At 44.1% G+C, this 22,686-nt stretch carries 22 protein-coding genes (1 of these 22 running past the window's edge); 7 read left to right on the forward strand and 15 right to left on the reverse strand.

Annotation, left to right across the window (positions count from 1 at the left end; all coding sequences use genetic code 11):
* Positions 1–49: 49 nt before the first annotated feature.
* The 5 genes from LEP1GSC058_RS16895 to LEP1GSC058_RS16915 form a co-directional block, all read right to left on the reverse strand.
* Positions 50–799, reverse strand: coding sequence for a glucose 1-dehydrogenase (locus tag LEP1GSC058_RS16895; RefSeq protein WP_016550290.1), 750 nt, complete (start codon positions 797–799; stop codon positions 50–52).
* A gap of 69 nt (positions 800–868) precedes the next feature.
* Positions 869–1,297 carry a MarR family winged helix-turn-helix transcriptional regulator gene (locus LEP1GSC058_RS16900; RefSeq protein ID WP_016549331.1) on the reverse strand — a complete coding sequence of 143 codons (429 nt, stop codon included), beginning with the start codon at positions 1,295–1,297 and terminating at the stop codon, positions 869–871.
* 198 nt (positions 1,298–1,495) lie between these two features.
* On the reverse strand, positions 1,496–3,385 hold the full coding sequence (locus tag LEP1GSC058_RS16905) for a SpoIIE family protein phosphatase (protein ID WP_232224719.1): 1,890 nt from the start codon (positions 3,383–3,385) through the stop codon (positions 1,496–1,498).
* Positions 3,386–3,638: 253 nt separating this feature from the next.
* Positions 3,639–4,472: a formylglycine-generating enzyme family protein gene (locus LEP1GSC058_RS16910; protein WP_408605706.1), complete on the reverse strand. Its 834-nt coding sequence runs from the start codon at positions 4,470–4,472 to the stop codon at positions 3,639–3,641.
* Positions 4,473–4,606: 134 nt separating this feature from the next.
* On the reverse strand, positions 4,607–5,749 hold the full coding sequence (locus tag LEP1GSC058_RS16915; RefSeq protein ID WP_016550968.1) for a hypothetical protein: 1,143 nt from the start codon (positions 5,747–5,749) through the stop codon (positions 4,607–4,609).
* A gap of 234 nt (positions 5,750–5,983) precedes the next feature.
* On the opposite strand from LEP1GSC058_RS16915, the gene LEP1GSC058_RS16925 reads away from it, so the two are divergent.
* The 4 genes from LEP1GSC058_RS16925 to LEP1GSC058_RS16940 all read left to right on the forward strand — a co-directional run bounded on the left by LEP1GSC058_RS16925 (position 5,984) and on the right by LEP1GSC058_RS16940 (position 9,579).
* A complete protein-coding gene (locus LEP1GSC058_RS16925; protein WP_016550811.1) occupies positions 5,984–6,433 on the forward strand; it encodes a DUF2147 domain-containing protein in 450 nt (149 codons plus the stop codon).
* 60 nt (positions 6,434–6,493) lie between these two features.
* Positions 6,494–6,940, forward strand: coding sequence for a DUF2147 domain-containing protein (locus LEP1GSC058_RS16930; RefSeq protein ID WP_016550821.1), 447 nt, complete (start codon positions 6,494–6,496; stop codon positions 6,938–6,940).
* Positions 6,941–7,049: 109 nt separating this feature from the next.
* Positions 7,050–8,576, forward strand: coding sequence for a M14 family zinc carboxypeptidase (locus LEP1GSC058_RS16935; protein ID WP_084680435.1), 1,527 nt, complete (start codon positions 7,050–7,052; stop codon positions 8,574–8,576).
* A 70-nt stretch (positions 8,577–8,646) separates the two neighbouring features.
* Positions 8,647–9,579: a DMT family transporter gene (locus tag LEP1GSC058_RS16940; protein WP_016550975.1), complete on the forward strand. Its 933-nt coding sequence runs from the start codon at positions 8,647–8,649 to the stop codon at positions 9,577–9,579.
* A gap of 2 nt (positions 9,580–9,581) precedes the next feature.
* Here LEP1GSC058_RS16940 and LEP1GSC058_RS16945 read toward each other — a convergent pair whose 3' ends face one another.
* The 9 genes from LEP1GSC058_RS16945 to LEP1GSC058_RS16985 form a co-directional block, all read right to left on the reverse strand.
* A complete protein-coding gene (locus LEP1GSC058_RS16945) occupies positions 9,582–10,481 on the reverse strand; it encodes a hypothetical protein (protein WP_016549481.1) in 900 nt (299 codons plus the stop codon).
* The gene (locus LEP1GSC058_RS16950; protein WP_016549470.1) at positions 10,478–11,530 is read right to left on the reverse strand and encodes a hypothetical protein; all 1,053 of its coding nucleotides are present in this window, start codon (positions 11,528–11,530) and stop codon (positions 10,478–10,480) included. The genes LEP1GSC058_RS16945 and LEP1GSC058_RS16950 overlap by 4 nt, the downstream gene beginning before the upstream one ends.
* On the reverse strand, positions 11,527–12,030 hold the full coding sequence (locus LEP1GSC058_RS16955; protein WP_016550387.1) for an RNA polymerase sigma factor: 504 nt from the start codon (positions 12,028–12,030) through the stop codon (positions 11,527–11,529). Before LEP1GSC058_RS16955 ends, LEP1GSC058_RS16950 begins: the two co-directional genes overlap by 4 nt.
* A 151-nt stretch (positions 12,031–12,181) precedes the next feature.
* Positions 12,182–13,315, reverse strand: coding sequence for a DUF5777 family beta-barrel protein (locus LEP1GSC058_RS16960; RefSeq protein WP_016549725.1), 1,134 nt, complete (start codon positions 13,313–13,315; stop codon positions 12,182–12,184).
* Positions 13,312–13,899 carry a YceI family protein gene (locus LEP1GSC058_RS16965; RefSeq protein ID WP_016550866.1) on the reverse strand — a complete coding sequence of 196 codons (588 nt, stop codon included), beginning with the start codon at positions 13,897–13,899 and terminating at the stop codon, positions 13,312–13,314. Before LEP1GSC058_RS16965 ends, LEP1GSC058_RS16960 begins: the two co-directional genes overlap by 4 nt.
* Entirely contained in the window at positions 13,896–14,285 is a 390-nt protein-coding gene (locus LEP1GSC058_RS16970) for an LIC11213 family lipoprotein (protein ID WP_016550861.1), read from the reverse strand. The genes LEP1GSC058_RS16965 and LEP1GSC058_RS16970 overlap by 4 nt, the downstream gene beginning before the upstream one ends.
* Positions 14,286–14,379: 94 nt before the next feature.
* The gene (locus tag LEP1GSC058_RS16975; RefSeq protein WP_016550079.1) at positions 14,380–15,759 is read right to left on the reverse strand and encodes a transporter; all 1,380 of its coding nucleotides are present in this window, start codon (positions 15,757–15,759) and stop codon (positions 14,380–14,382) included.
* Positions 15,749–17,197: a YncE family protein gene (locus LEP1GSC058_RS16980; RefSeq protein WP_084680422.1), complete on the reverse strand. Its 1,449-nt coding sequence runs from the start codon at positions 17,195–17,197 to the stop codon at positions 15,749–15,751. Before LEP1GSC058_RS16980 ends, LEP1GSC058_RS16975 begins: the two co-directional genes overlap by 11 nt.
* A 223-nt stretch (positions 17,198–17,420) precedes the next feature.
* Complete coding sequence (locus LEP1GSC058_RS16985; RefSeq protein WP_039948490.1) at positions 17,421–17,864, reverse strand: LIC_11090 family protein; 444 nt, start codon at positions 17,862–17,864, stop codon at positions 17,421–17,423.
* Between the two features lie 251 nt (positions 17,865–18,115).
* Here LEP1GSC058_RS16985 and LEP1GSC058_RS16990 point away from each other — a divergent pair, with 251 nt between their 5' ends.
* A complete protein-coding gene (locus tag LEP1GSC058_RS16990; protein ID WP_016549636.1) occupies positions 18,116–20,191 on the forward strand; it encodes a methyl-accepting chemotaxis protein in 2,076 nt (691 codons plus the stop codon).
* A 74-nt stretch (positions 20,192–20,265) separates the two neighbouring features.
* On the opposite strand, the gene LEP1GSC058_RS16995 is transcribed toward LEP1GSC058_RS16990, so the two are convergent.
* A complete protein-coding gene (locus tag LEP1GSC058_RS16995; protein WP_016551018.1) occupies positions 20,266–20,706 on the reverse strand; it encodes a carboxymuconolactone decarboxylase family protein in 441 nt (146 codons plus the stop codon).
* A gap of 406 nt (positions 20,707–21,112) precedes the next feature.
* Between LEP1GSC058_RS16995 and LEP1GSC058_RS17000 the strand changes: the two genes are divergently transcribed.
* Positions 21,113–22,108: a hypothetical protein gene (locus tag LEP1GSC058_RS17000; RefSeq protein ID WP_016550177.1), complete on the forward strand. Its 996-nt coding sequence runs from the start codon at positions 21,113–21,115 to the stop codon at positions 22,106–22,108.
* Positions 22,109–22,507: 399 nt separating this feature from the next.
* Positions 22,508–22,686, forward strand: the beginning of a protein-coding gene (locus tag LEP1GSC058_RS17005; protein WP_016549490.1) for a DUF4136 domain-containing protein. It continues 448 nt past the right edge of the window; 179 of the gene's 627 nt are visible here — the first part of the coding sequence; its start codon is at positions 22,508–22,510; the stop codon falls past the right edge of the window.

A 22,686-nucleotide genomic window follows, 5' to 3' on the forward strand; every position in this document is an offset into this window, starting at 1 on the left:
TCATTCAGTCTTGATGGGTGGATTCCGGCAATTCGCTTAAGCCCATTTTCTAAAATCCGATCATCATTCCTCCGTCCACTCTTAAGGTTGTTCCCGTAATCCAGTCCGCTTCTTCGGACGCTAAGAAATATACTGCCGAGGCGACGGCTTCTTCCGGATTTCTATCTATCTTTAATGGAATCGTATTCAAGATGGAATTTTTTATCTCTTCCGATAGGTTCGGAGCGAACCCGTTCGCGATAAATCCCGCTGCGACGCAATTGACGGTTATATTACGGGATGCTAATTCTCTTGCGGAGGATTTAGTGAGAGCCATCAGGCCCGCTTTGGCCGAGGAATAATTACTCTGCCCCCCATTCCCGTAAAATCCCGAAACTGATCCTATATTGATGATTCTTCCTTTCTTGGATTTGAGCATGATTTTAGCGGCCGTTTGCGTTCCCAAGAAAGCTCCCTTTAAACAAACCTCCTGTACAAAATCCCATTTTTCTTCGCTAAGGCGGATCAAAAGATCGTCATCTACCACTCCCGCATTATTGATCCAGATATCAAGAGAACCGAATTGATCCAAAGCGAATTCTCCTAAAGATTTGTTTTGTTCTTTGGATCGAACGTCGCAGGCCTTCCCTAAGACAGGACTTCCGGCCTCATTCTTTAATTCATTGGCCGTCTCCTCGCAATTGGTCTGGTCCAGATCGGAGATAACTACGTTAAGTCCCCGTTTCGCGAAAATTCTTCCGATCTCTTTACCGATTCCCCGTGCAGAACCGGTGATCACCGCCGTTTTATTCTTGGTCATACAAAGCTCCTTAATTAATTATTTCGACATCGAAATAATTGCTATAAATGTTCTAATCGCGAAACCGTTTCAATTCTCGAAATTTGCATGGATTTTAGAAAGCAATCGCATGAATTGCGCTTTTTCAGTTTCTTCCAAACCTTTATACAATTTGTTTAAAGTAATTTTAGAAGCTTTTATCACTTTTTCCACCGATCGGTTTCCTTTTTCGGTTAAGCCCGCAGTGGTAAATCGCTCGTCTTGATCGAGCTTTGTCCTTATCACATAACCGAGCTCTTCCATCTTGTCCAAAAGGGCGGTTGCGGTCGAATTCGTACGGTCCAGGGCCGTCGCCAACTCACTCATTCTCATCGGTCCATTCTTGCCCAATGCAAAAAGAACCCCGGCATGAGCGGGAGCTAGATCGAGAATTCCCTGTTTTTCCAGCTCTCGTGCAAGAAATTTTTGGATTCTATCCCGAGTTCTGGATAATAAATGAATTACATAATCCGCTCTCATATATTTCGACATCGAAATATATGAGTCGGCAGAGAGTAAATTAAAAAAATCGCGATTTTATTTTTTTAACCGGCCTTCGTGCTATCTAAAGCTCAGATTCTTACCGAGCGAAAAGGAATTTTATCCCCGATTCCGCGCAGATAGAGTCGATGGACTATCGCTTTTCGTTAAGCGACAATCCATAATTTCGGATCTTATCTATCCGATATATTCCGCCACCAATAATGCCATATCGTCCTGATGCTGATAGGCAAAGTTTTCACCTTGGTATGCTTGTACGGCTTTCATAACCGCATCGCACAAATGCTCCGGAGTCAGGTTCGCGTTTTGCTTCAATATTTCCGCAAGATATTCTTCGCCTAATAGATCTCCCTCGGAGTTCCTTGCGTCAGGAATTCCGTCCGTATACAGGACTACTTTGTCTCCCGGAAGTAGAGGAACGACTTCCGTTTGATAATCGGTAGGAATCGATTCATATATTGCGACTCCTTTCGGACGATAGAATTCGATTTGCCCGTTCTTTCGTAAGACCAAACATTCCGGATGTCCTGCATTGGCGATTAAGGCATGGCCTGTCTTTAAATCGATGGTGATAAACGTGGCGGTTAAAAAATGTCCATCCAGCTTTCCTTCCAATTGCTCTCGTATATGTAACAATAGCGTCGAAGGATCCTGTAGATGGTTTGCCCAATTTCCTAAAGTCATCTTCACCATTGATGCGAGTAAAGCTGCGGAAACTCCGTGTCCGGTCACGTCCCCAATGAACATTCCCAGAGTCGAAGATTTGGGGTCATAGAGAACATCCAATAGATCACCGCCCACTTCCATCATAGGTCGGTAGCGGTATGCCATCGAGGCGTGAGGAATGACCGGGAGTTCTCTTGGAAGTAGAGAGGATTGGATCTTGCCGGCGATCGAAAGATCCTTAGCGAGGATTTTTCCTTTTTGTTCTAATTCGGTCTTTTGTAATTCGATTATGCGGGTTCTCTCTTCCACTTTCGATTCGAGTGATTCGTTTAATATTTGCAATTTGCCTTGTGAATTCTCCAAAGCTCTAAATACTTCCGCATAACGTTTTGCAAGCGCGAGACTGAATAAAAGCGTCAGTCCTAAAAAGCTTTCATTCACCCAAGTACCCGCATTACCGATTCCTGCGAATGAAAGGACGGTGTAAAAGGAGGATGTCGCCACCAAAACTAATCCGGAAACGACCCATCGAAAGGACAATATGCTGGTTTTACGATATTGTACGAATATATATGTGGTATAGACGAAGAATAGAACTAGGACGGCGATGAACGTATCGAAAGCATACCGGCCGAAAAATGATAACCCGCCGGTGAACCCGTATTCCAACGAAGGCCAGAGAGCATGAATTAAAAAAGTAATCTCTAATGTTGTTCCGATTTTATCCCTCGGAGATTGAAAAATCCCGCGAGTGAATTCATGAAAGAGGATCGGTAAAAAAGCGCCTAAAGAATACCCAAAGAAAACGTAAGTCCATGGAGAATCGAATACGTATAGGCTCCAACCTTCGTAAGAAGGATACCATAACGCTAAGGAAAGATTCAGGATCGAAAAAGAGAGATTAAATTTGTCCAGTCTTCTTCTTACGTAAATGAATATAAAAAAGATGAACGAAAAGAGTTCTAACGAAGTGAAGAATAGAACTCTAGTCGCTTTCAATAAAAAAACCGACTGAATTTCTTCGAATGTTCCTAAGATCGGATCTTCGCGCAAGCTTCTCGGACCCGCAAAAGGTGATAAAACGAGATCCAAATGCTCTTCTCCGGTAAAGCCTTCGATCGGTACGATTCTCGGCCTTGAGACATTCTTTTTTTGCCGTTTATATAAATTTATATCCGATTCTAATACGCTTCCTTCTCGTAAAAGAATACAACCCGAAGGACAAAATGGAAGATAGACGGCTACTCGATACGGGCAATCTCCGTTTTGTCCTACGGATGAGGAACATCGAATCGTATGGGAATACACGGAGAAATAATTTTCTCCGGAATCCGTTTTAGGGATTTGAGTGAGGGAAGCTATCTCGCTTTCACGAAACGTATCTGTATTTTGCGTATTCAATAAGGGATCTTCCGAGAAGTGTCGGGAAGACCATTCCTTCAGAATCGTCGGAGCTTTCCGTAAGGACCATTCGGACTTGGGGGGTTCGGAATAAATAGCATTAAGAAATATTAATGAATATATTAATATTCCGACTAGTCGGAACCGGGTGTTCTTTAAAAGTTTTTTCAATTTGATTTTCATTTTTACGCATATATGGCCAAAGTCGGCTAAGAACTATTATTTGTAAGGAAGGTATCACAGTTGCAAGATTTTATTCGTCCGGATCCTTTGCACATCGGAATCCGAAATGGTGATATTCGGGGAAGTTCTGCGGAATATGTGCCCTTCGCTTGGAACCTCTTGCATAATAGGCGGACCACCACCAGGATCCCCCTTTTAACACCTTTCTATCATATCCCGGACAGGGTTCTTGTCCTTGGCAAGGACCTTGCGGATCGACGCCTTGACAGTCTTCTCCGCAAGCCGCATAGCTCGGAGCGTACCAATCCTGAACCCATTCCCAGGAATTGCCCGCCATATCGTAGAGGCCGTATATTCCGGGAGCTCTACTTCCCACATCGGCAGTCGGCATGAGATTGGGGGGATCCAATATTTCCTGCGCACAGCCCTTATGTTTTTCAACATTGATGACGGCATTTTTACAGGTAGCGGGTTTGTTTCCCCAAGGATATAGATTTCCGTTAGGACCGCGAGCCGCCTTCTCCCATTCCGCCTCGGTCGGCAATCGTTTACCCACCCACTCGCAGTATTCCTTTGCAGTATACCAGCTAACTCCGACTACGGGTTGTTTAGGTTTAAGATAAGGATCTCCGTATTTCGGACCTATAAAATCGCAGGTTCCGTTTTGAAGACAATCCTTACATTTCCCGGCGGCAGTGCATTTATCGAAGTCGGCATTCGTAACTTCGTATGTATCCATAAAAAAGTCGCTTATATATACGCTTCTTTCCGGTCGTTCGTCCAACTCGTATTTATTACTTCCGCGAATAAAGTCTCCCGCGGGGATGCATTTCATATTTGGAATTTTCTTTCCTCGGCAAGGTTTATCCGCATCCGGATTGCCTAGGATATGAGGAGCGATCATAAACGCTAACGAGAGTAATAGTAGGAATATATGGACCGGACGGAAAGAGTTCATGACGACGTTACGTCTCGGAATTCATAGAGATTGATTAAATTTTCTGAATGGGGATTCTTGCTGGCAAGAGAAAAATTCATTTAGAGTGTCGGTATGCTACAGGAAGAAAAATCGATCAAACCGGCTCCCGATGCGGAATTTCCCTTGGCGTCCGTACCGGAGTACGAGTATGTTCCCTTTCCCCCGTTGAAAATTACCGTTCCACTTCCAGTACGACTTCCTGAAAGTGTAAATGAGATGCTTCCGGATTTCGGGAGGCAATCCACATAACGCCATTTTACGGGCGATACGATATTAACAGTAGCCGTGAATCCTTCTTCCTGATGGACGACTTGAATGGTCCCGATTCCCCAGATCCTATACCAATTTAGAAAATCGGAACTACTCTTATCCACTCCGATTTGCAGCGGAGTCGGAGTGCTGATCGTATGAGAGAAAAGCGGATTCGATCCAGTATAACCTTCTCGTAAAATACTAATCGTCTGAGTATAAAAGGAAATGGAAGAGCCGGACACGCTAGTCCAGGAGATTGAGGCGGCTTGTTTAGTGGAAGGAGAAACGCCTGAAAATGATAAAGTGGAACCTGTTCCGGTCAATTTCGTAATCCGATTCGATCCGCTTTTCACCGTTCGATTCAAACCTATCACTAATGTCGAGCCGCTCTGAATAAAGGGTCTTGCTCCGGACAGTCCACTCCAAATGGCCTCGGAGCTTCCTTCTATTTGCCAGTTCGTAAAGGGAAGGAAAGTACAATCCTGAAACGTTTTTGAAACATAGAACGTCGAGTTAGGAATTCGTGAAGAACTGACTAAATAATTGTCTATGAAATCGTACCCGTTGACGGACGTAACCTGACGTTTATAACTACCTCCGCCCCAACATTGGAAAGAAAGATTGTATGCTTCCAGTTCGCCGGAATCAAATCCTCGGTTCCAATATCTACTAAGAACGGACAAAAGCTTTTCCCTCGCGCCCCCTCTTTTTTCCGAAAATGCAACACTGGAGCCTTCCCCGGTCAAACCTTCCATCGAAGAAGACACGGAATCTAAGGCCGAGGTAACTGATTCTCCTACCGGGTCGTATTGGCCGGAAAGCGCTAAGGCAGTTAATAGCGTTTGATTTTGTCGATCCGGTCCTTGATTTTTACAATCGAATTGCAGAAAGAAAACTGAGCCTACTGCGACTGCGAGGTAAATGGAAATCGGCCTATACTTTACACTCATTTCATTGAAACCCGTATTATCGACTAACTGTTCAAAAAAAAGTCCGGACTGGCAGCTTGTCTACTCCCTTTCCATTCTACAAGATGAAGAAAAACCTGTCAAACGCCAGGTTTTTCCGGATCGGAAACACTTTTCCGGGGAAAAAATCCCGTATCAGAGAATAGTTTGCTTGATCCGATCGAATCGGCTTTAAATATAACTCTTTCCATAAAACATGTAAGGGGTTCATCGACCATGAGAAAATTACTCATTCTTTCTATTGCCTTGGCTGCATTTCTCGTTTCAGACGGGATTTTCGCAGATCCTCTTCCCGTTGTAGGGAAGTGGAAGACGATCGACGATGAGGACGGTACCGAAAAATCGGTCGTGGAAGTCTACGAACAAGGCGGAAAGGTTTACGCTAAGATTGTCAGTCTACGGGATCCGAACGATAAAGACGGAAAACCCAAGGTTTGCACAAAATGCGAGGGCGCCGATAAAGATAAGCCGGTTGTGGGATTAATCATTATGAAAGGCCTTTCAGTCGACGGTGACGAATTTACCGGTGGTACGATTATGGACCCGAATAATGGTAAAACGTATAAATGTAAAATAAAAGCCGTTGACGGCGGAAAAAAACTGAACGTACGCGGATTCATCGGATTTTCGTTGATTGGGCGCACTCAAACTTGGGTTAAAAAATAATAAAGCGAAATCCTCCGGGGCGGATGTCGATCCGGGGGATGAATATATGAGGAAATTATAATGAACCGAATTTTTATTTCACTGTATTTAATTTTGTTATTTCTGATTACGGGGAATCTACTCGCACAACCGATCCCCGTAACCGGTTCCTGGAAGACGATTAACGAGCAAGGAAAAGAAGAATCGATCGTCGAAATCTACGAGCAGGGCGGGAAAATCTTCGGAAAGGTTACGAGTTTGGCGGAACCGAACGATAAGGACGGGAAACCTGCGAGATGCACCGAATGCGACGGAGCGGAAAAGGATAAACCCGTATTGGGCATGGTAATCATAAAGGGATTATCCTCCGACGGCGATAAATGGAGCGGTGGGCGCATACTAGACCCCAACGACGGAGTCTGGTACAAATGCTTTCTTCGGTCGGTCGAAGGGGGGAAAAAATTAGAAGTCCGAGGCTATGTGGGTTTTTCGCTGCTTGGCAGGACTCAGTACTGGATAAAAAAATAAGTAATTGTCTATCCTCGTATTCGGATAGATTCGGTGAGAGATTTCCTTCTTACATTTGAGCTTACTTCTTTTTTTCTTGGTTTGCAGAAGAGGGGGCATTCGATTATCTTTGCCTCCGGTGCAATTCCGATTTCGATTTCGCTTATCCATTATTCTCGCAGGATGTCTGATTCTTTCCTTTTTCGCATCCTGCATATATAGAACGACAATACCCGCCCGTCCTCTTAACGATTCCGGTAAAACGATTTTGGTGCGGGTGGATAGAAGCGCCAAGGAAGAGTTTCTTCGAATCACGGATTATCGCATTCCGTTCACTTTCGAAGAGAAAGATTCGTATTATGCGGTATTGCCAAAGGCGACCCTCAAGCAATACGGTTTTCCAAAAAACGGGATATCGATCGTAGGCAAATATCCATTTAAATACTATTCGGGAAATTATCAGGATTTAACCAACGAATCCATTTTCGCTCTAGGCGACGTAAGAAAAGGATATAAGGATAATTCTCTAAATTTTCATTATTTATACTGGACCACAAAGTTATTTCCCGGCCAAGCATCGTTCGAGGTAATCGGGAAATCGGCCAGAGGTTCGGACATTTTTGCGATCCTATTGACCGATACTCGCCGCTCCGACGATGGAAAAGTTTCCCTTCTTTTTAATTGCGCTCATCATTCTAACGAAGTGATTTCGGTGGAGCATTGCTACGACGTGATCTACGGTATTTTATCCTCTAAAAAGGACTATTCGGATGCTCTTTCCAAACTGAAGATCTGGATCGTGCCGATCGTTAATCCGGACGGTGCCAAAGTTTTTTGGCACGATACGATCGCCATGGGGAGAAAAAACGGAGCTCCAGGTTATGGGCCTATTTTAGAAAAGGATAATCCGGGCGTCGATATCAACCGGAACTATCCTTTTTTTTGGGGGAAGACGAAGTCCAATCAGACTTCTTCGGTTCCCGCTAGTACGTTTTATCGCGGGCCTAGTCCCGCTTCGGAGCCGGAAACCAAGGCAATGATTGCTTTGGCGGAAAAAGAAAGATTCGCGGGTTCGATTAGCTATCACGCTTATGCGAATTGCATTTTGGTACCTTATTCCATCGATGATACCAAAAATCCGGATCCGGATCTTACTTGGGAGCTCGGAAAAAAAATAGCGTCGGAAATTCGCAGTTATAACCCCGAAAAGTCGTTTCAAGCCAGGAAAAATATCTACGGAGTGGACGGCGTCGACCAGGATTACTTTTTCTTTAAATATGGTACTCTCGCTTATCTTTTGGAAACGTCTCATTCCAACCCTCCTTATTCCGACGTTCCGAAGATCGTAGAGTCGATGCGACCCGCTTGGACTTTGCTCCTGGAGGAAATTTTAGAAGGAAACAAAATCTTCTTCCGTATTCGCGACGAGGGGGGGCATCCTTTATCGGTTAATGTAATATACGAGAATCAGACGTTCTTTCAAAATGAAACCCGCTCTTCGCGTCCGAGAGACGGAATTTTCTTTCAATCGTTTCCTTCCCTCCGAAAGATACGAATTCGTCTGGAAAAGGAGGGTTATGAGACTTTGTATTGGGAAGGGCCGACTTGGAAATCCTGGAAAGCGGTGGATTTGGTCTTGAAGAAGACAAGATATTGACTCGTAATTTCGCCAAAGGAAGCGCGTTGAAAAGCGATCCTTTCGATCGAATATGGAACAAAGATTTGCGATGAAGCAATTCAAAAATGAGGGAGCTCTCATACTATGTACTTTGGTATGGGGAGGGACGTTTACTGCAACGAAACTGAGTTTAGTTTCCGTTTCTCCGTCCCTTTTTTTGGGGATTCGATTTGCGATCGCCTCTGCGGTATTTTTAATTTATGCGCTTCTACAAAAGCCGACGAAGGAATATCGCGAAGAAGCTAAGCAATCCCGTATTTGGATCCCCGTTCTTTTGGGGTTCTGGATGTTTCTCGGATTCGCTTGTCAAACGATCGGCCTAAAGTTCACGACGGCAACAAAGTCCGGATTTTTAACCGGAACATTAGTTGTCATAACTCCCATTCTGCAGACTATCTTTTTTCGTCGAATTCCAAATGCGGGAAACTTACTCGGCGTAATCATCGTTATGCTAGGCTTATTCTTTCTTTCATTCGACCCCGAAGCAGGCATTGGGAAGCTATCCTTTCAGTTCCATTGGGGGGACGTTATAACGATCGGGGGAGCTTTTTTCTTTTCACTTTATATTCTCTTAATGGATAGGGTAAGTAGAGAAGTATCCATACAAACCCTGCTTTTGTCGCAAACGTTGACTACGAGCATACTTTCTTTCCTGTTAGCCTTAGGATTGGATTATTTAGGATTGGAGACCTTGATGTGGCATTGGGAAACGGGAGTGTTACCGGCTCTGATTTATAACGGTTTAATTTCTTCCGTCGGAACGACATTTTTACAAACCAAATATCAAAAAGCGGTAACTCCAACTAGGGCGGGTTTGATATTTTCACTTGAACCGGTTTTTTCGGCGGTTATCGCATACTACACATTAGGTGAACGTATGCAATTCGTCGGTTTACTCGGGTGCGGTTTGGTTATGACCGGCGTGCTGTTTGCGGAACTTTTCGGGTCCTCCAAAGAAAGAGTCACGAAAAAAGAAGATTGAGTCTAAAAGCGAAACGACCACTCGGTGTGAAAGCCGCTCGATATTCCTGCGGGGGTCGTTTCATACGTAGGAGCCACGGAAAGCCTACTGTAATAGCCTATGGTTGTGGAACTCGAAGCCGATCCATTAAAATAAGTGAATACTCCATCTATGAGCACCAGCAATATGAATAGATTTGTAGCCGATCGCTTCCTTCTTTCATACTCGTAATGATCGATTATATTGTTTCCGAAAGGAGTATAAACGTGGGTGGATAAGCGATCGTATCTAGATAGAACGAGAGAAAGAGCCTTATCGTTATTGGATTGCAGGTATTTGTCGCCCAAATAGAGAAGGGTGATATTTTCACCCGCGGAAAGCGTAGAATGCGGAGGTCGTCTATAAGCTGCCGCTAATAGAAAAGAAATCGATTTTCCGATCGTGAGTCCTATACCGAGATTTCGTCGTTCGGTTCCGATTAAACCGGACCATACGGGGGCGGACGCCCAGAGCCAAGATAAGTTTCGTTCCGGTTTGACGACCGTAGGAGGGAGGGGAGGTTGCATATCGGGAACTTCCACCGGAGGTATTAAGGAAGGCGTCTCCGGAATTTTAGGAGTTTCTTGAACCTTTGTGGATTCCTCATTGATGGATTCTTTGGTATCGGGAGGTTTGGTTTTAATTTTAGGTTTTGTAGAAACGATCGGGCCCGGTTCGATCGTTTTTAGCATATCCATGGGAAAGGATTGAACGGCGCCGTCCGGAGATTCAAGGCGAATAATCTTACCTTCGATTTTGCTTTTAACGTTCATGATTACCCGACCATCTTTTAAGCGGACGGTATCCGCAGAAATTGCCGATTGCGTTAAATATGCCAGAAGTAATGCGATCGCTTTTCGTTTAATCCGAAAACGCGGTTTCACTCGAATTCAATCCTTCGAATTTCAGCGGCTTTTATCTCTTCGATTCGGTTCTCCATTATCAGAATATATACATCTTTATTTTGTAATAAACCTTTTCCTTTTTTTACACGACCGTCTTTTAGCAGGATTCGGTTCCCAGGTACAGGAATCGCTTCCGGGAAAAGGATTTTTCCGGGGTCGGGCTCGGAGGATTTTCCGTCATCGTTAGATTCCATGCCGGAAAATACCCGTGCGAGAATTGTTTTTTCTTCCGTCGATAAGGGGCGAATCATGGAGTCTTCGCCTTCCGTAATGAAGGTCGAAGTTTCACTTTTTAGCAATTGTCCGTCGATCTGCGATGTTCTCGATTCGGAATTAACGAGTCTTACTTCCCCCTCTAATACTTCCAACTTCGTATCATTCGCGGGGCCCGGACTAATTCTAATTTTCGTTCCGAGTAAAATCGCTTTTTTTGATCCGAGATTAACTTCCAGATCTTTCGCAAATCCTGCGAAAAAAGTTTCATTCGAATAGGATTCTATAAGCAGGGACCCTTTTTCGTATTTGATAATCCATGTTCCCTCGACGAGAGAAACTTGAGCCTCCGAATTCGGTAATAACCTCAGTCGCAATGATTTTCCTTTAGAGGCAGTATGAAAAAAATAATCGCAGACGGACAGCTTTTCGGATCTTAGATTCGCGTCTTGATTTACGATACAAGTTCCGAAAGTTAGGATATCATGTCGTTCCATCTTATGCATCGGAAGCATTCGAGTCAGATAAATGAAAAGTCCTATTAAGATCGCTGCCGCAATTCCGCTTACAGGAATCATAATTCTTAATGCTGCTGATCTTGCCCGAGGCTTGCTCTTAATCCCGATTGCATTCGCCAGGCCTACATGTATTTTATTGATCTCTTCGAATTTTTTCCGTAGAACTGGCGACGCTTTGAGCAGATCATGAAGTTCGTCACCCTCCGTAATATTTTCATCGAGTAAAAAGGAGGCGACTAATTCTTCGAATGGAACCGGATCGGATTCGAACGACTTGATTCTGTCCTGCAAGTTCATAAACCGACTCCTTTGCTCTTTAAGCAATTTCGAAGGTTTCGCAGAGCTTCGGCATACCGTCTGCTGACAGACCGTTTCGTGATTCCTAATTTGGAACCGATCGTTTCTAAACTATCGCGAGTGAGATATTTTGCATCGATGACTTTGCGTTGATGGTCCGGGAGTTCTTTTAAACATTCGGAAAGTCCGGCTATACTTTCGGTTTCGATATGCGGTTCGTCGGGTAATCTTGATGCGATCGAATTCATATCCATTCCTTCCAATACTTTCGAGGTTTTCCGCCGGCTTCCGAAGTAAAGATTACGACCTACGATTTTAGCCCAAGAGTAGAAATTCCCTTTTTGCGGATCGAATTTCCTAGGATCATTCGTTAGGATTAGAAAAACCTCCTGTACTAGGTCGTCAGCTTTGTCAAAATCTCCGGTTAACGAATAGAAATAAACGAATAGGGATTTTTTGTTAATTTCGTAAACTTCGACGATTGGGTTCTTTTCAGGCATAGGAAGGATTAATTCGATTCCCGCCTAAATCTTTCCTCCAGTCAAGAAGTTTCGATAGTATGGAAAACGGGTACACTCGCTTTCCATCTTGAATATAATATGACGATTCCGAAATATAGGGACGTCCTTTTTTGAAATACCGTTCTATTTCCTATTTTTTCTCCGATTCTTTTGTGGATTCCTGCTGGTGCTCGGAGGAATGCCCAACCGGAGTGGAGCTATCGGTTTTTGTCTCTTCCCATTCGTTAGGCTTGCTCTCTTCTTCGAAAGAGAAGCTTCTGTGAATATTAAATCCGATCGAATATTGACGTTTTCCGAAATCGAAATCACCTCCGTTGAGAAGTTTGGTTTGCGCCAAGGCCCGTATGTCGGTGATAAAAAGCTGAAATACATGGCCTCCAGTTTCAAAATCGACGCCGAAGCTAAACGGAACGGTATAATGAGGAACATGTTTATGGATGACTATATTTTGAAAATATACGGCAGGCAGATCCCTCGGCAGGACATAAAGAGTATTGATGTCGGTCGCGGTTAGGGTTTGGACTCCCTGTAAAGCGGTTTGTCTGCTGGCCGAGGTGTAATCAGTACCGATATAGTCGCGTTGTCTAGTAAAGATGGCTTCGAATGTAAAATCCACTCGCTTAAATAATTTAAGCCTCCCCCCCACATCGACTCCGAATCGATCGTTCCGAAGCGTGGATTTCACGAAATTACGATGAACGAACGTAGGCGAAAGTTGCAGAGAAAAATATTTATTGAATTTTCTGGAAATTAAAATCGAAGCCATATAACTTCTTTTATCATTGTCCGTTAAGGTATAATGATTTACGTTTTGGGAAATATTCGCATCCAGTATGGAAATGCCGGTCGAAGGAGGCTGTACTGTAGGATTTAAAGGAATAATTTCCTTATCCGTGTCTTGCGAAGCGACTCCCCACAAGCTCATAGTGAACGGCAAAATCGAAGATTGCGACAATAACCGAATTTTAGAGCGTAACTCGTAGGTTTTATTCTCAGAGATTCTTGCGGCTCCCACTGAAATCGCTTTTGTAAGTCCGTAATCGGCTCCGATCAAAATATTGGCCCCCGAATCCAACCCGAAAAGATCCTTAAAGCCGTTTTGAGCGTCTCCGAATCTATGATTGAATCTAAGATCTAAATTTCTATATCCAACGTTTTCCGTTGAGGGCATATTGATTAGCGTCGGGCTCATGAACGCGGAGCCTTCTCCAAAAAGAGAGGATGAAATCAGGAAAAGCAGGATGGTAAAATAATTCTTTTTCATTGAGGGCTTTCTAAGATAAAAACGGTTTTGACTTCGATTTTTTGGTTTAACTTCAGATTCAGTAATTTAGGTACTTCGATGGAAAAATCTCTCAGCAGCACCGCGAACGTGGCGGTGTATTGGAGGCTTCCGTCTTTCAGGGATAAAATCCCTTCGATGGCAAAGTCGCTTTTTTCTCTTCCGTGAAGATAAAGAGTGCCGATCGTTTTTGCTTTTCCCGTGATCGAGTCGAAGGAAAGAAGTCTCCCTTTATATATAGCAAAGGGAAAATCATCGCTTTCCAGATAATTATCGTGCAAGTGATTATCCCGGAGTCGATTTGCAGTCGTGAAGTCGCGGAGATCAACGTTGATAGTTAACGTTTTTTGAATGGGGTCGATTTCACCGGAAACGGTTTGTCCGACGCCTCGAATGATTTCTTGCGGTGCGTCGCTTTTGAAATAAACTTTACCGGAGGCGACTTTTAGAATCGAATTCGGTAACTCGACTCCGACGATTTTGTATATTGGTAAAACCGAAATCGTTAAGAATAGAATTCTTAATACGTATAATCTTCCATTAATCGACTCTGCTTGGAATTTCATGGGCTTGCACCCCCTTTAATCCAACAGTAAATCGCCTGGTTTAATGGATCCGAAGTGAACTGGGACATTAGGCCGCCTGGAATAACCACCCGAAATAAGATACTAGCGTTCGGATTATTCGGGACGACCACCGAGGACAAAGAGGTATAACTCGTAACGTCCACTCCCGCGTGTATATTTCCCCCACTATGACATTGTCCGCAGTGAGAAGTGATTCCCTGTCCTTGATCGAGACTGGCAAAGGTGGGTTTCGCGACCGAACATTGATAAGATATTTGTTGCCCGCTGAGAAGAAGAGTCTCCAACTCCCCTCCTCTGATTTTATCGGCTCCGGAATTTTCGCAGGATAAAACTAATGCTGCTGTAAAAATTAGGACAGAACACATGCAATGGACTCCTGACCTACATAAAGGAATGATAAATTTCAACTTTCGGGACAGAATTCCGCGGGTTAAGGGGCTTGGCATTATTTTATACATATTAAAATAATGCCTGCGCCGATACGTTAAATGCGGATTTTAATCCAAGTTGAGGACCGTTCAAATGTTGTTGAATCGGAACTCCGTATTCAAAATTGATTCTAGTTTCAAGATCGGAAATTAAAGGAAGTTTAATATTTGTTCCTGCGTAAGCGATCGTTCTTCTACCCCCTTGTTTTTCGGGATCGTTTTGCGGATTCATCGTCAGCGGCAAGTTCTGATCTAGGCCGGATATGTTTTCCCATTTATCGAACTGCACTCTTCCTATAAACGAAATCCAATCTTTAAATTTAATTCCGATCCAAAGCGAAGCTTCATAACGATTCCCGAATTTATATCCGTTTGCGTTTTTCCCGTCTCGTAAATTGGCCGAAGCCTGCGCGCCCCAGAATATGGTTTCCCATTTACCGGTGTACGTTAATCCGGGAGACGGATTATATGTCCCGGTTCCAGGCTGCATGCCGTACGGGACTTTTATTCGCGGTAATCCGGGCGCCATGAAGTCCTGTTGATCGATGGAGCCTGTCGGAAGACTCAAGCCGAGACTCAAAAGAAGTGAATGATTCTCCTTATGCATAGTTCGATAGGATATTCTACCTTGGATGTCTCCTACTCCCTGCGCACTCATATAAGTTTTTAAATAACTACCTGCGTTTAACATTTCCATGCTGTTCCTAATAAAAGGAATCATTGCCATTACGGTAAGGTTTTCAGTAATCGCTCCCATGACGGTCGCCATATGCATTTCCATATTCATTTGGGTCGGAGTCATCATGTAAGTCGAATTGCCCGACGGCGAGGGGTTTGTCGCCAATCCGGCAATATTACCGTTCGCAGTCGTTTGGTGAGGAAGTATAAGCGGCAACACAGGATCTATCTTATTCGCGCCTTGATACAAGCCCGACATATTCATTAGCATATATCGATATTCTACCATAATGGATCCGGGCGTATGAGTATGAGTTCCCATTAATCCGGATGGGGCTTCTAATAGATGATCGGAGCCGTGTTTTTCGGAATGTCCGTATCCTTTTTTCTCGACTGTTATCGGATCCTTACCGCTTTCCTTCAATGTTGAAGTGCCCGGGGAGTCGTGGATGTCTCTAAGTGAGGAATCTTTTTTCGGTTCGGGCGGGGATTCCTTTTCTTCGGAAATTTCTGCAGATTTGCTTCCTTCCGAATTTTCGGATTCTTTCTTCTTAATTTCCGAAGAAGTTTTGGGCGGTTTTTTACGACTTCCCGTATTTCCGAAAATTTCGTCCAGAATTCCCTCTTGTGCGGTGAGAATCGTACCGCCGAATATCAGGGAAACCAAAATTACTTTCCGAGCTTGCTTAAAAATGAAGTCGATTCGATTTGAGAAAGCAATATTACATTCCACTCATGCCTCCCATTCCACCCATTCCGCCTAACGCATCCGCGCCACCCGGTTGGAAGATCGTGGTGTAGGTGGGGTTACCGTTTACTAAAACGGTCGTTAAGGGGTTGTAACTCATTCCATCAATAATCGTTACGGTTCCGTCGCTGAAATTCGGAACAAAAAGATTCTTTACTGAGCCTCCCATCGCGTTTATCGAAAACGTTCTGTATGGTTGATCGGAAAGTCCGACTGTCGCGGTCCGAACTAGGTTCGGATTTAGAAGATACGAGCTTTCGAAAATATAGAATGCATTCGAGTTGATCGAAGCAATTTGGGTGGATGTCCCCGAAACTGCAGAGGCTACAAAGAGTCTTTTTCCATCGGGCGATTGCTGAAAATCCGAGAAGCCCGCTTTGGGGACTCGAATAAAACCGAATGTTGCACCGGTGGGGTCCGCTAAATCAAGAACTCTTAATATTCCGTAGGCTAAAGATCCGGAGGTCGTTATGTCGGTGCCGGACAGTATCAAGTATCGACCCGTCACATCCGTTTTCATTACGGTATATCCGGAGCCCACAGTAAGCGAAGATCCCAGTAAGGCCCCGGTTCCGGCGTTTCCGTTAGGGTCGATCACGGAGATTGTGCCTGCACCGGTGTTGTATACATAAAACAAATTCATAAATGACGAATATGCAATATTTAACGGGGAAGTTCCGACTGTGATTGTCCTTAAGATAGCTCCGTTTGTATCCGGAGGGTTTATTCCAGGTGATCCTAAGAATGTGGGTGAGTTTGAATCGTCGTCTATGACCGATACCGTATTGTCCGATTGATTGGTGACAAGCGCCAGGAAAGGTGAAACTGTTTGGAAGGCTACTTTGTGCGCCCCTTTTCCTAGGCAAATAGAAGCGTGAATATATGCGATGATGACAGGATCCGGATCGTCGTGCACGACTGAAATCGACGATACGTTCGGATTCGCTTCCGAGGAGCATAATATCGAATCGATTCCGGATGCGTTTCCGTTATTCATCGTCCAATGATGATCGGTATTATTCGGATCTACGACGACTTCGACCGGATTCATTCCCACAGGAATCGTTTTTAGGATCGTCTGTTCGACTGCTACTTGAATAATCTGTACTATATTCGAATTTGATAAAGTAGAAAGAACATGTCCTGTCCCTATTCCGGAAGCTACTAATCCTGCCGGTCGGACGGAGGACGAGACTTCCTGTAAAGGCAGAAATCCTCCTCCTATCTGAGCCTGTATCGGATTAATACCGAAGGAAGAACTACTTGAATTGGAGATATAAACGTATGCCTGTGTTTGAGCGGCTGCTAATAAATCGAGAAGAGTAGCGGATTTATTATATTCCCCCGCTTTCGTCACAGTGCATCCTACGCTAAAAGCATAGAATGCAAGCAGCGAAGCGCTAATTTTTGCATAGAGTGACATGATCGTATGCCCACCTTATCGTATTGATTCAGACGATCTCCGTTAGAATAAGATAATGGATGGCGGGATTTTAAGCGGAGAAACGACCTGACGCGTTCTTCTTGACATTCGCAGCGGAACTTTCAAAGGTCCATGCGTTTGAAATTAAAAAGAAATATCCGAGAGATAGTTCCGAGGTTCGCGGAATACGGAGAATTCCGTTACCCCAACTCATGCTCATCCATTAAGATTGATGGTGAGGCGGACGAAATGGATTCCCTTGGTAACCGGATAGTAAAGGAATGTCGGAAGCGATTATGGTTGCCGAATCGATCCTATTTGGAACTAAATTTATATCCGATCTTTCGTTTAAAAATTGAAAAGAAAAACCGGGATTTTCGTAGCTCTTCTCGTGTTTTTTACAGGCACACTCGTGCTCGGATTGTTTATCTTTTACGGAATGACAATCGGGAAGCGTCCGAGATTGCTCGACCGAAAGAGTTGACGAGGATGAATCCGTCTTTGAAACGAAGTAGTCGTCCTCAGGGTCGGAGTTGTGAGTCTCCGCTTTCGAGGCATGATTACAAGTACAAATCAAGCTTACAAACGCATACTGTTTGAACGCAGCTTCGGCGGATTGAATGCCGAAGGTCAGCAGAATCACTAGTAGTAAACCCTTGTTTAACATTGCGATAGAGACTCTTTGTCGAGAGTCGAATTCCGAATACCTACAGTCAACGAGAATCCGATGTCTCCTTCGAAAATCCGAATAGACATTTCTCAATCTAAAAATTTTAGGGCCTGCTTTCGAATCTGATTTCTTATGCCATTGTTAAACGAAATATTTACTTTTCGAGATCAAAAAACGGCCAATATTACCAATGAGAATTAACTTTTTTACTTTTAAAAAATAAGGGGCATGCTTCCTTACGCTTCGCTATGAGTATTCGTGCTAGAGTTTCCATATATGTCTCCTTGGTCCTGGTTGCCGGATTTTCACTTCTAACCGTGATCAATTCCATTTCCTCATATAGAAATCTTCGAAGTGAAGTCGAACGCAATTCGGAAGTGACTGCGGAGCGTTGGGCTTTGGAAGTGAAAGACATGTTAGATGTGGGCTTAGGAATGATTCGGGGCTTTCGTTGGCCTCTGATTTATGCTACTCCGGAGCGAAGCCAAGTTATTAATGCGATACGGGGTATGCTCGGACGAAATAAAAATTGGTTTGGGATGTGGCTGATTTACGAGCCGAATGCTTTCGACGGGAGAGACGCGCAATTTCGAAATACTCTTGGTCACGATGCGACCGGACGATTTGTGCCGTATATCGGCCGATCGAAAGGTGCGGATGTTCTGGATTTAGAACCTAGTGTGAACTACGACACAAACGATGAGAAAGCAGAATATTATAATATTCCAAAAAGAACTAACGAAATGGCGGTCATCGATCCATATGTTTACCCGGTAGCGGGAAAGGATGTCTGGATGATTTCGCTTGTTGCGCCGATTAGCCTAGATGAGAATTTTTACGGCGTAGCGGGCATCGATATCGCATTGGACCAGCTCCAAGCATTTTTTAAGGATATAAAGCCGTTCCGCGGTCAAGGTTATATTTCTTTAATTTCACCGAAAGGACTATATGCGGCTCATAGTTTGCATTCCGAGCTTTTAGGTAAGATTCTTCCCGATTCGGAAGAATTGGATTTAGTCCTTCGGACCAAGGAGCAGGCTAAGAAATTCTCTTTCGAATCGGCGGATCATTTACATTACTATCTTCCCTTCCGGCTAGGCAGGGACGCTAAACATTGGGTCGTAAAGATCAGTATTCCGAAATCGATTTTTTGGGAAGATTTAAGCAAAGTAATTTTAGAAAGCATTGTGAGCTCGGTATTGATCCTGATCACCGTGCTGATAGTTTTAAATGTGATTTTTAAGAGGTTGATCACGTCGGGCCTTTTACAAGCGATCGGGTTTTCGCAGGAGATTGCAAAGGGAAATCTAACGGTGCATTCCGATTACGATAGGGATGATGAAATCGGAAAAGTTTTAGGCGCAATGGCTCAGATGAGAGACGGACTACGCAAAATCGTCGGCGAAATCAGTTCGACGGCAGGAAAGATTTCGAAGACCTCGGACGAAATGAATTTTTCTTCGAGTCATTTTTCGGATGTTGCGCAAACCCAAGCATCCGCAGCGGAACAATCATCTGCGGCTGTCGAGGAGCTTGCCTCATCCGCTGAGAACGTGGGTAAATCCATGGAAAGAGCCGTCTCCAATATGAAGGAGATCGACGGTAACGTGATTCTGTTACGCGAACAAATTGCAAGTATCAATCGGGAGATGCAAGGATTGGCCAGTCTTGCGACCGAATCGAAGGACGAAGCTTCGAGCGGCGAAAATGCCATGAGTTCCTCCACCAGGGCGATGGCAGGTATTCGGGATTCGGCTTCCCGCATTACGGAAATCTTATCGATTATAACCGACATTTCGGAAAAAACGAACCTTTTGGCATTGAACGCTGCGATTGAAGCGGCTCGTGCCGGGGATGCAGGTAAAGGTTTTGCAGTCGTGGCGGAGGAGATCGGAAAGCTTGCGGCTCAGACTTCAGTATCGGTGCAAGAAATAGGTAATTTAGTGAATTCTACGAATGAAGCGGTCGCGAATGGAAACGCTAAGGTGGGGGAAGCCTCGGAGGTCTTAAAGCGTTTGAAAGTGCGGGTCGAAGAGTTCGATAGGACGGCTAAGAGTGTTCTTGTCTCGGTGAAAACTCAGGAGAGTAATACCGTCGAAATCAGACAGAGCGCATCCAGCTTAATGAATTTTAGCATACAAATCGAAGAAGCGGTGCTCGAACAAAAAAGAGCTACCGATGAGATCACTAAAACGATTCTGAGCATTTCGGAAGGCACGCAGGAAATCGCGGCCGGCGCCGATCAAGTGACGGGATACTCCGGAGAAATGCGGGGACAAGCGTCTCACCTCAGTTCATTAGTCGGTCGGTTTCAGACGGAATAGATCAAAAATCGAACCAGTGTAGAAGAGTTTAAATTCTTCGAATTAAGAATAATTTAAACTCTTCTACATATTTATTATAGGGGCGCTTGCTTTCCGGTGGTTATTGCGATTCGATTCCAGGAATTAATCGTATTTATCAACATGACCAAGGCCACGAATTCTTTTTCATCGAAATGGGTTCTCGCATTCGCGTAGACGTGCTCCGGCAATCCCTCCTGCGAAATTTTAGTTACGTATTCCGTTACTTCTAAGGCGGCTCTCTCTTTTTCGGTATAGTAAGGCGACTCTTTCCATGCGTTGAGTAAATAAATTCTTTTTTCCTCCTCGCCGGCAGCTCGGGCATCCTTTGCATGCATGTGAATACAAAATGCGCAACCGTTTATCTGCGAAGCCCGGATTTTGATAAGTTCGCGGAGTTTAGAGTCGATTCCTCCCGATTTAGTGAATTCTTCCAAATCCAACATTGCTCGCAATGCTGCAGGATATGCTTTTGCATAATCAAATCTCAGATTCATTGTTTTCTCCTTCTTTAGAAGAGAGACGAGTTCATGGACGCGTTGTGACAGCTTTTTCTAAAAATCTTCGGTGGATTCCGGACGAGTCAGGCTCGACTGAAATTTCAACGTACACGTGATTTCGATAAATTTTAGATGTCGGCCTATGTTAAAATTTGGCTACAGCGATACATGCGACTTTGCGGAATAGAATCTGCGCGAGACGGATCGGGAAATCCGAATAATATCCGAACTTAAATACGACCACTGAGATCGTTCAATCGGGATTAGAAGCTAGTAGTAACACTTAGATTCAGAGGTTATCGATAAGTAGTTTTACGTACATTATGATTATTTTATACTCCATCTTTGAGAGTGTTATAAAAAAATAATTGCCTTATTTTTCTTTTGCTCTATAGGAACATGTATGAAGCTAAATAGCCGTCTTCTTATTTTATTCATTCCAGTTCTTCTTCTGCAATTCTCTTGTAAGAAGGGCGGGGGCAGTTCGGATCAAAATACGTTGCTGTTCTTACTTTTTTATAATGCTTCGGTAGCGGATTTCAATCCGGTGTTGGGATTTCCGGGAACGATTAATACGGTAACTAGTACGGGATCATTTACTGGTAGCAGTTCCACTTATACGGTCACGGTCGATTCGGTCAGCGCGACAGGAGTTACGGTTTTGGATGTGAATACCTTACAATTCATAATGCCGAGCCTGTCTAAATATTCCGAAAATACGACGGTGAATATTACGGTAACCGGCTCCGGTGCCGTTATCCTATCAAAAACGATTCGCTACCGACCGGCGCCTCCAATTTCTTTGAATGTACCGAATGCGTTTAATCGGCCAATAAGCGCACAGGATCCGAGTAGTTTCTTTACGGTTACGATCGGTAGTTCAGTTCCGCATATCTTCAACGTATTCGGTTATCTCGGGACCGATTTGAATTTATATTATTATTCTTCTCCCACTTCGTCGGCCACTACGATTGCTGCGAGTGGAATGACCGACTCGGAGTTCGAGAGAGTGAATATGACTGCCGGCACGTATATTTTGCAGGTCAAATTCGTTTCCGGCTTCAATGCATCTTATAAAACGAATATTGCGAACGGAACGATCACTGCAGCAACGAATTCAAATGAGATCGATGACTATCGTAGGTGCTACGATTATATGGCGACCGGAACTAGCCAAGGGACGGGATGCGCCGACGTGAACGCGGCTCATCTCGCTGATCGAACTGGAAGATGTACGTTCCCGACGAGTCAGGGAATTTTTACGCGAAGCTATTATCTCTTCTATAGTGCACAGTACGGAGGCATGTACGGATTTACCGCGTCATACGCTCAAACTACCTGTACGCAGCCGGGGTATGATTCTCCGAATCCGGATAAAGCGATTTTTGAATCTCTTTGATCGGCGTTTCGAAAACCATTGAATCGCATATTTTAAAATCATAATACATTCCGTTTCTTTATAATTTCGATTCGGAGTCGAGGATGTAGTCCCGAAAGAACGGAGGACGGTGCTCGGACGGACATAGCCTTGCGGTTTTACGTAAGTTTGACCTGGTAAAAATCGCATCTTGAAGATTCTATTTGAAGAGTAAAAAAGGGCGAAAAGAAGTCTTATTTTGCGGAATTAGCGCTCTTCTCCTTATCTTTAAGCCTCGTTGCGAGCTTCTTCTGACCCATAAATGCAAACTTCGGGTTGAAATAGAAAAATCGTTGGCTAACGCGACGATTCCCGAACGGAACATTCCGAAGTTTAGGTAGGTCCAATTACGACTCAATAAACACGATCTAAAATCTAAAAATGACGAATCGATTTTACTCTTATCTTTTGCTTCTTCACTTGCTTTGGCTCGGGTGTGTATCCGCGCAGATACAATCTTCCTATAATACGTCTCTAGATTTTACAAAATACAAGACTTTCGACTGGTATCCCTCCAAAGAAAAGAACGACGAACGATATTTCGGCGACTTTAACGTACA

Origin of the sequence: Leptospira fainei serovar Hurstbridge str. BUT 6 (genome assembly GCF_000306235.2) — a bacterium.
GTDB lineage: Bacteria > Spirochaetota > Leptospiria > Leptospirales > Leptospiraceae > Leptospira_B > Leptospira_B fainei.

What these genes read in the sequence shown, in the direction of transcription:
- LEP1GSC058_RS16895 (WP_016550290.1), bottom strand. Translation starts at nt 799, where the DNA reads ATGACCAAGAATAAAACGGCGGTGATCACCGGTTCTGCACGGGGAATC.
- LEP1GSC058_RS16900 (WP_016549331.1), bottom strand. Translation starts at nt 1,297, where the DNA reads ATGAGAGCGGATTATGTAATTCATTTATTATCCAGAACTCGGGATAGA.
- LEP1GSC058_RS16910 (WP_408605706.1), bottom strand. Translation starts at nt 4,472, where the DNA reads ATGATCGCTCCTCATATCCTAGGCAATCCGGATGCGGATAAACCTTGC.
- LEP1GSC058_RS16915 (WP_016550968.1), bottom strand. Translation starts at nt 5,749, where the DNA reads ATGAGTGTAAAGTATAGGCCGATTTCCATTTACCTCGCAGTCGCAGTA.
- LEP1GSC058_RS16925 (WP_016550811.1), top strand. Translation starts at nt 5,984, where the DNA reads ATGAGAAAATTACTCATTCTTTCTATTGCCTTGGCTGCATTTCTCGTT.
- LEP1GSC058_RS16930 (WP_016550821.1), top strand. Translation starts at nt 6,494, where the DNA reads ATGAACCGAATTTTTATTTCACTGTATTTAATTTTGTTATTTCTGATT.
- LEP1GSC058_RS16940 (WP_016550975.1), top strand. Translation starts at nt 8,647, where the DNA reads ATGAAGCAATTCAAAAATGAGGGAGCTCTCATACTATGTACTTTGGTA.
- LEP1GSC058_RS16950 (WP_016549470.1), bottom strand. Translation starts at nt 11,530, where the DNA reads ATGAACTTGCAGGACAGAATCAAGTCGTTCGAATCCGATCCGGTTCCA.
- LEP1GSC058_RS16955 (WP_016550387.1), bottom strand. Translation starts at nt 12,030, where the DNA reads ATGCCTGAAAAGAACCCAATCGTCGAAGTTTACGAAATTAACAAAAAA.
- LEP1GSC058_RS16960 (WP_016549725.1), bottom strand. Translation starts at nt 13,315, where the DNA reads ATGAAAAAGAATTATTTTACCATCCTGCTTTTCCTGATTTCATCCTCT.
- LEP1GSC058_RS16965 (WP_016550866.1), bottom strand. Translation starts at nt 13,899, where the DNA reads ATGAAATTCCAAGCAGAGTCGATTAATGGAAGATTATACGTATTAAGA.
- LEP1GSC058_RS16970 (WP_016550861.1), bottom strand. Translation starts at nt 14,285, where the DNA reads ATGTGTTCTGTCCTAATTTTTACAGCAGCATTAGTTTTATCCTGCGAA.
- LEP1GSC058_RS16980 (WP_084680422.1), bottom strand. Translation starts at nt 17,197, where the DNA reads ATGTCACTCTATGCAAAAATTAGCGCTTCGCTGCTTGCATTCTATGCT.
- LEP1GSC058_RS16985 (WP_039948490.1), bottom strand. Translation starts at nt 17,864, where the DNA reads ATGTTAAACAAGGGTTTACTACTAGTGATTCTGCTGACCTTCGGCATT.
- LEP1GSC058_RS16990 (WP_016549636.1), top strand. Translation starts at nt 18,116, where the DNA reads ATGAGTATTCGTGCTAGAGTTTCCATATATGTCTCCTTGGTCCTGGTT.
- LEP1GSC058_RS16995 (WP_016551018.1), bottom strand. Translation starts at nt 20,706, where the DNA reads ATGAATCTGAGATTTGATTATGCAAAAGCATATCCTGCAGCATTGCGA.
- LEP1GSC058_RS17000 (WP_016550177.1), top strand. Translation starts at nt 21,113, where the DNA reads ATGAAGCTAAATAGCCGTCTTCTTATTTTATTCATTCCAGTTCTTCTT.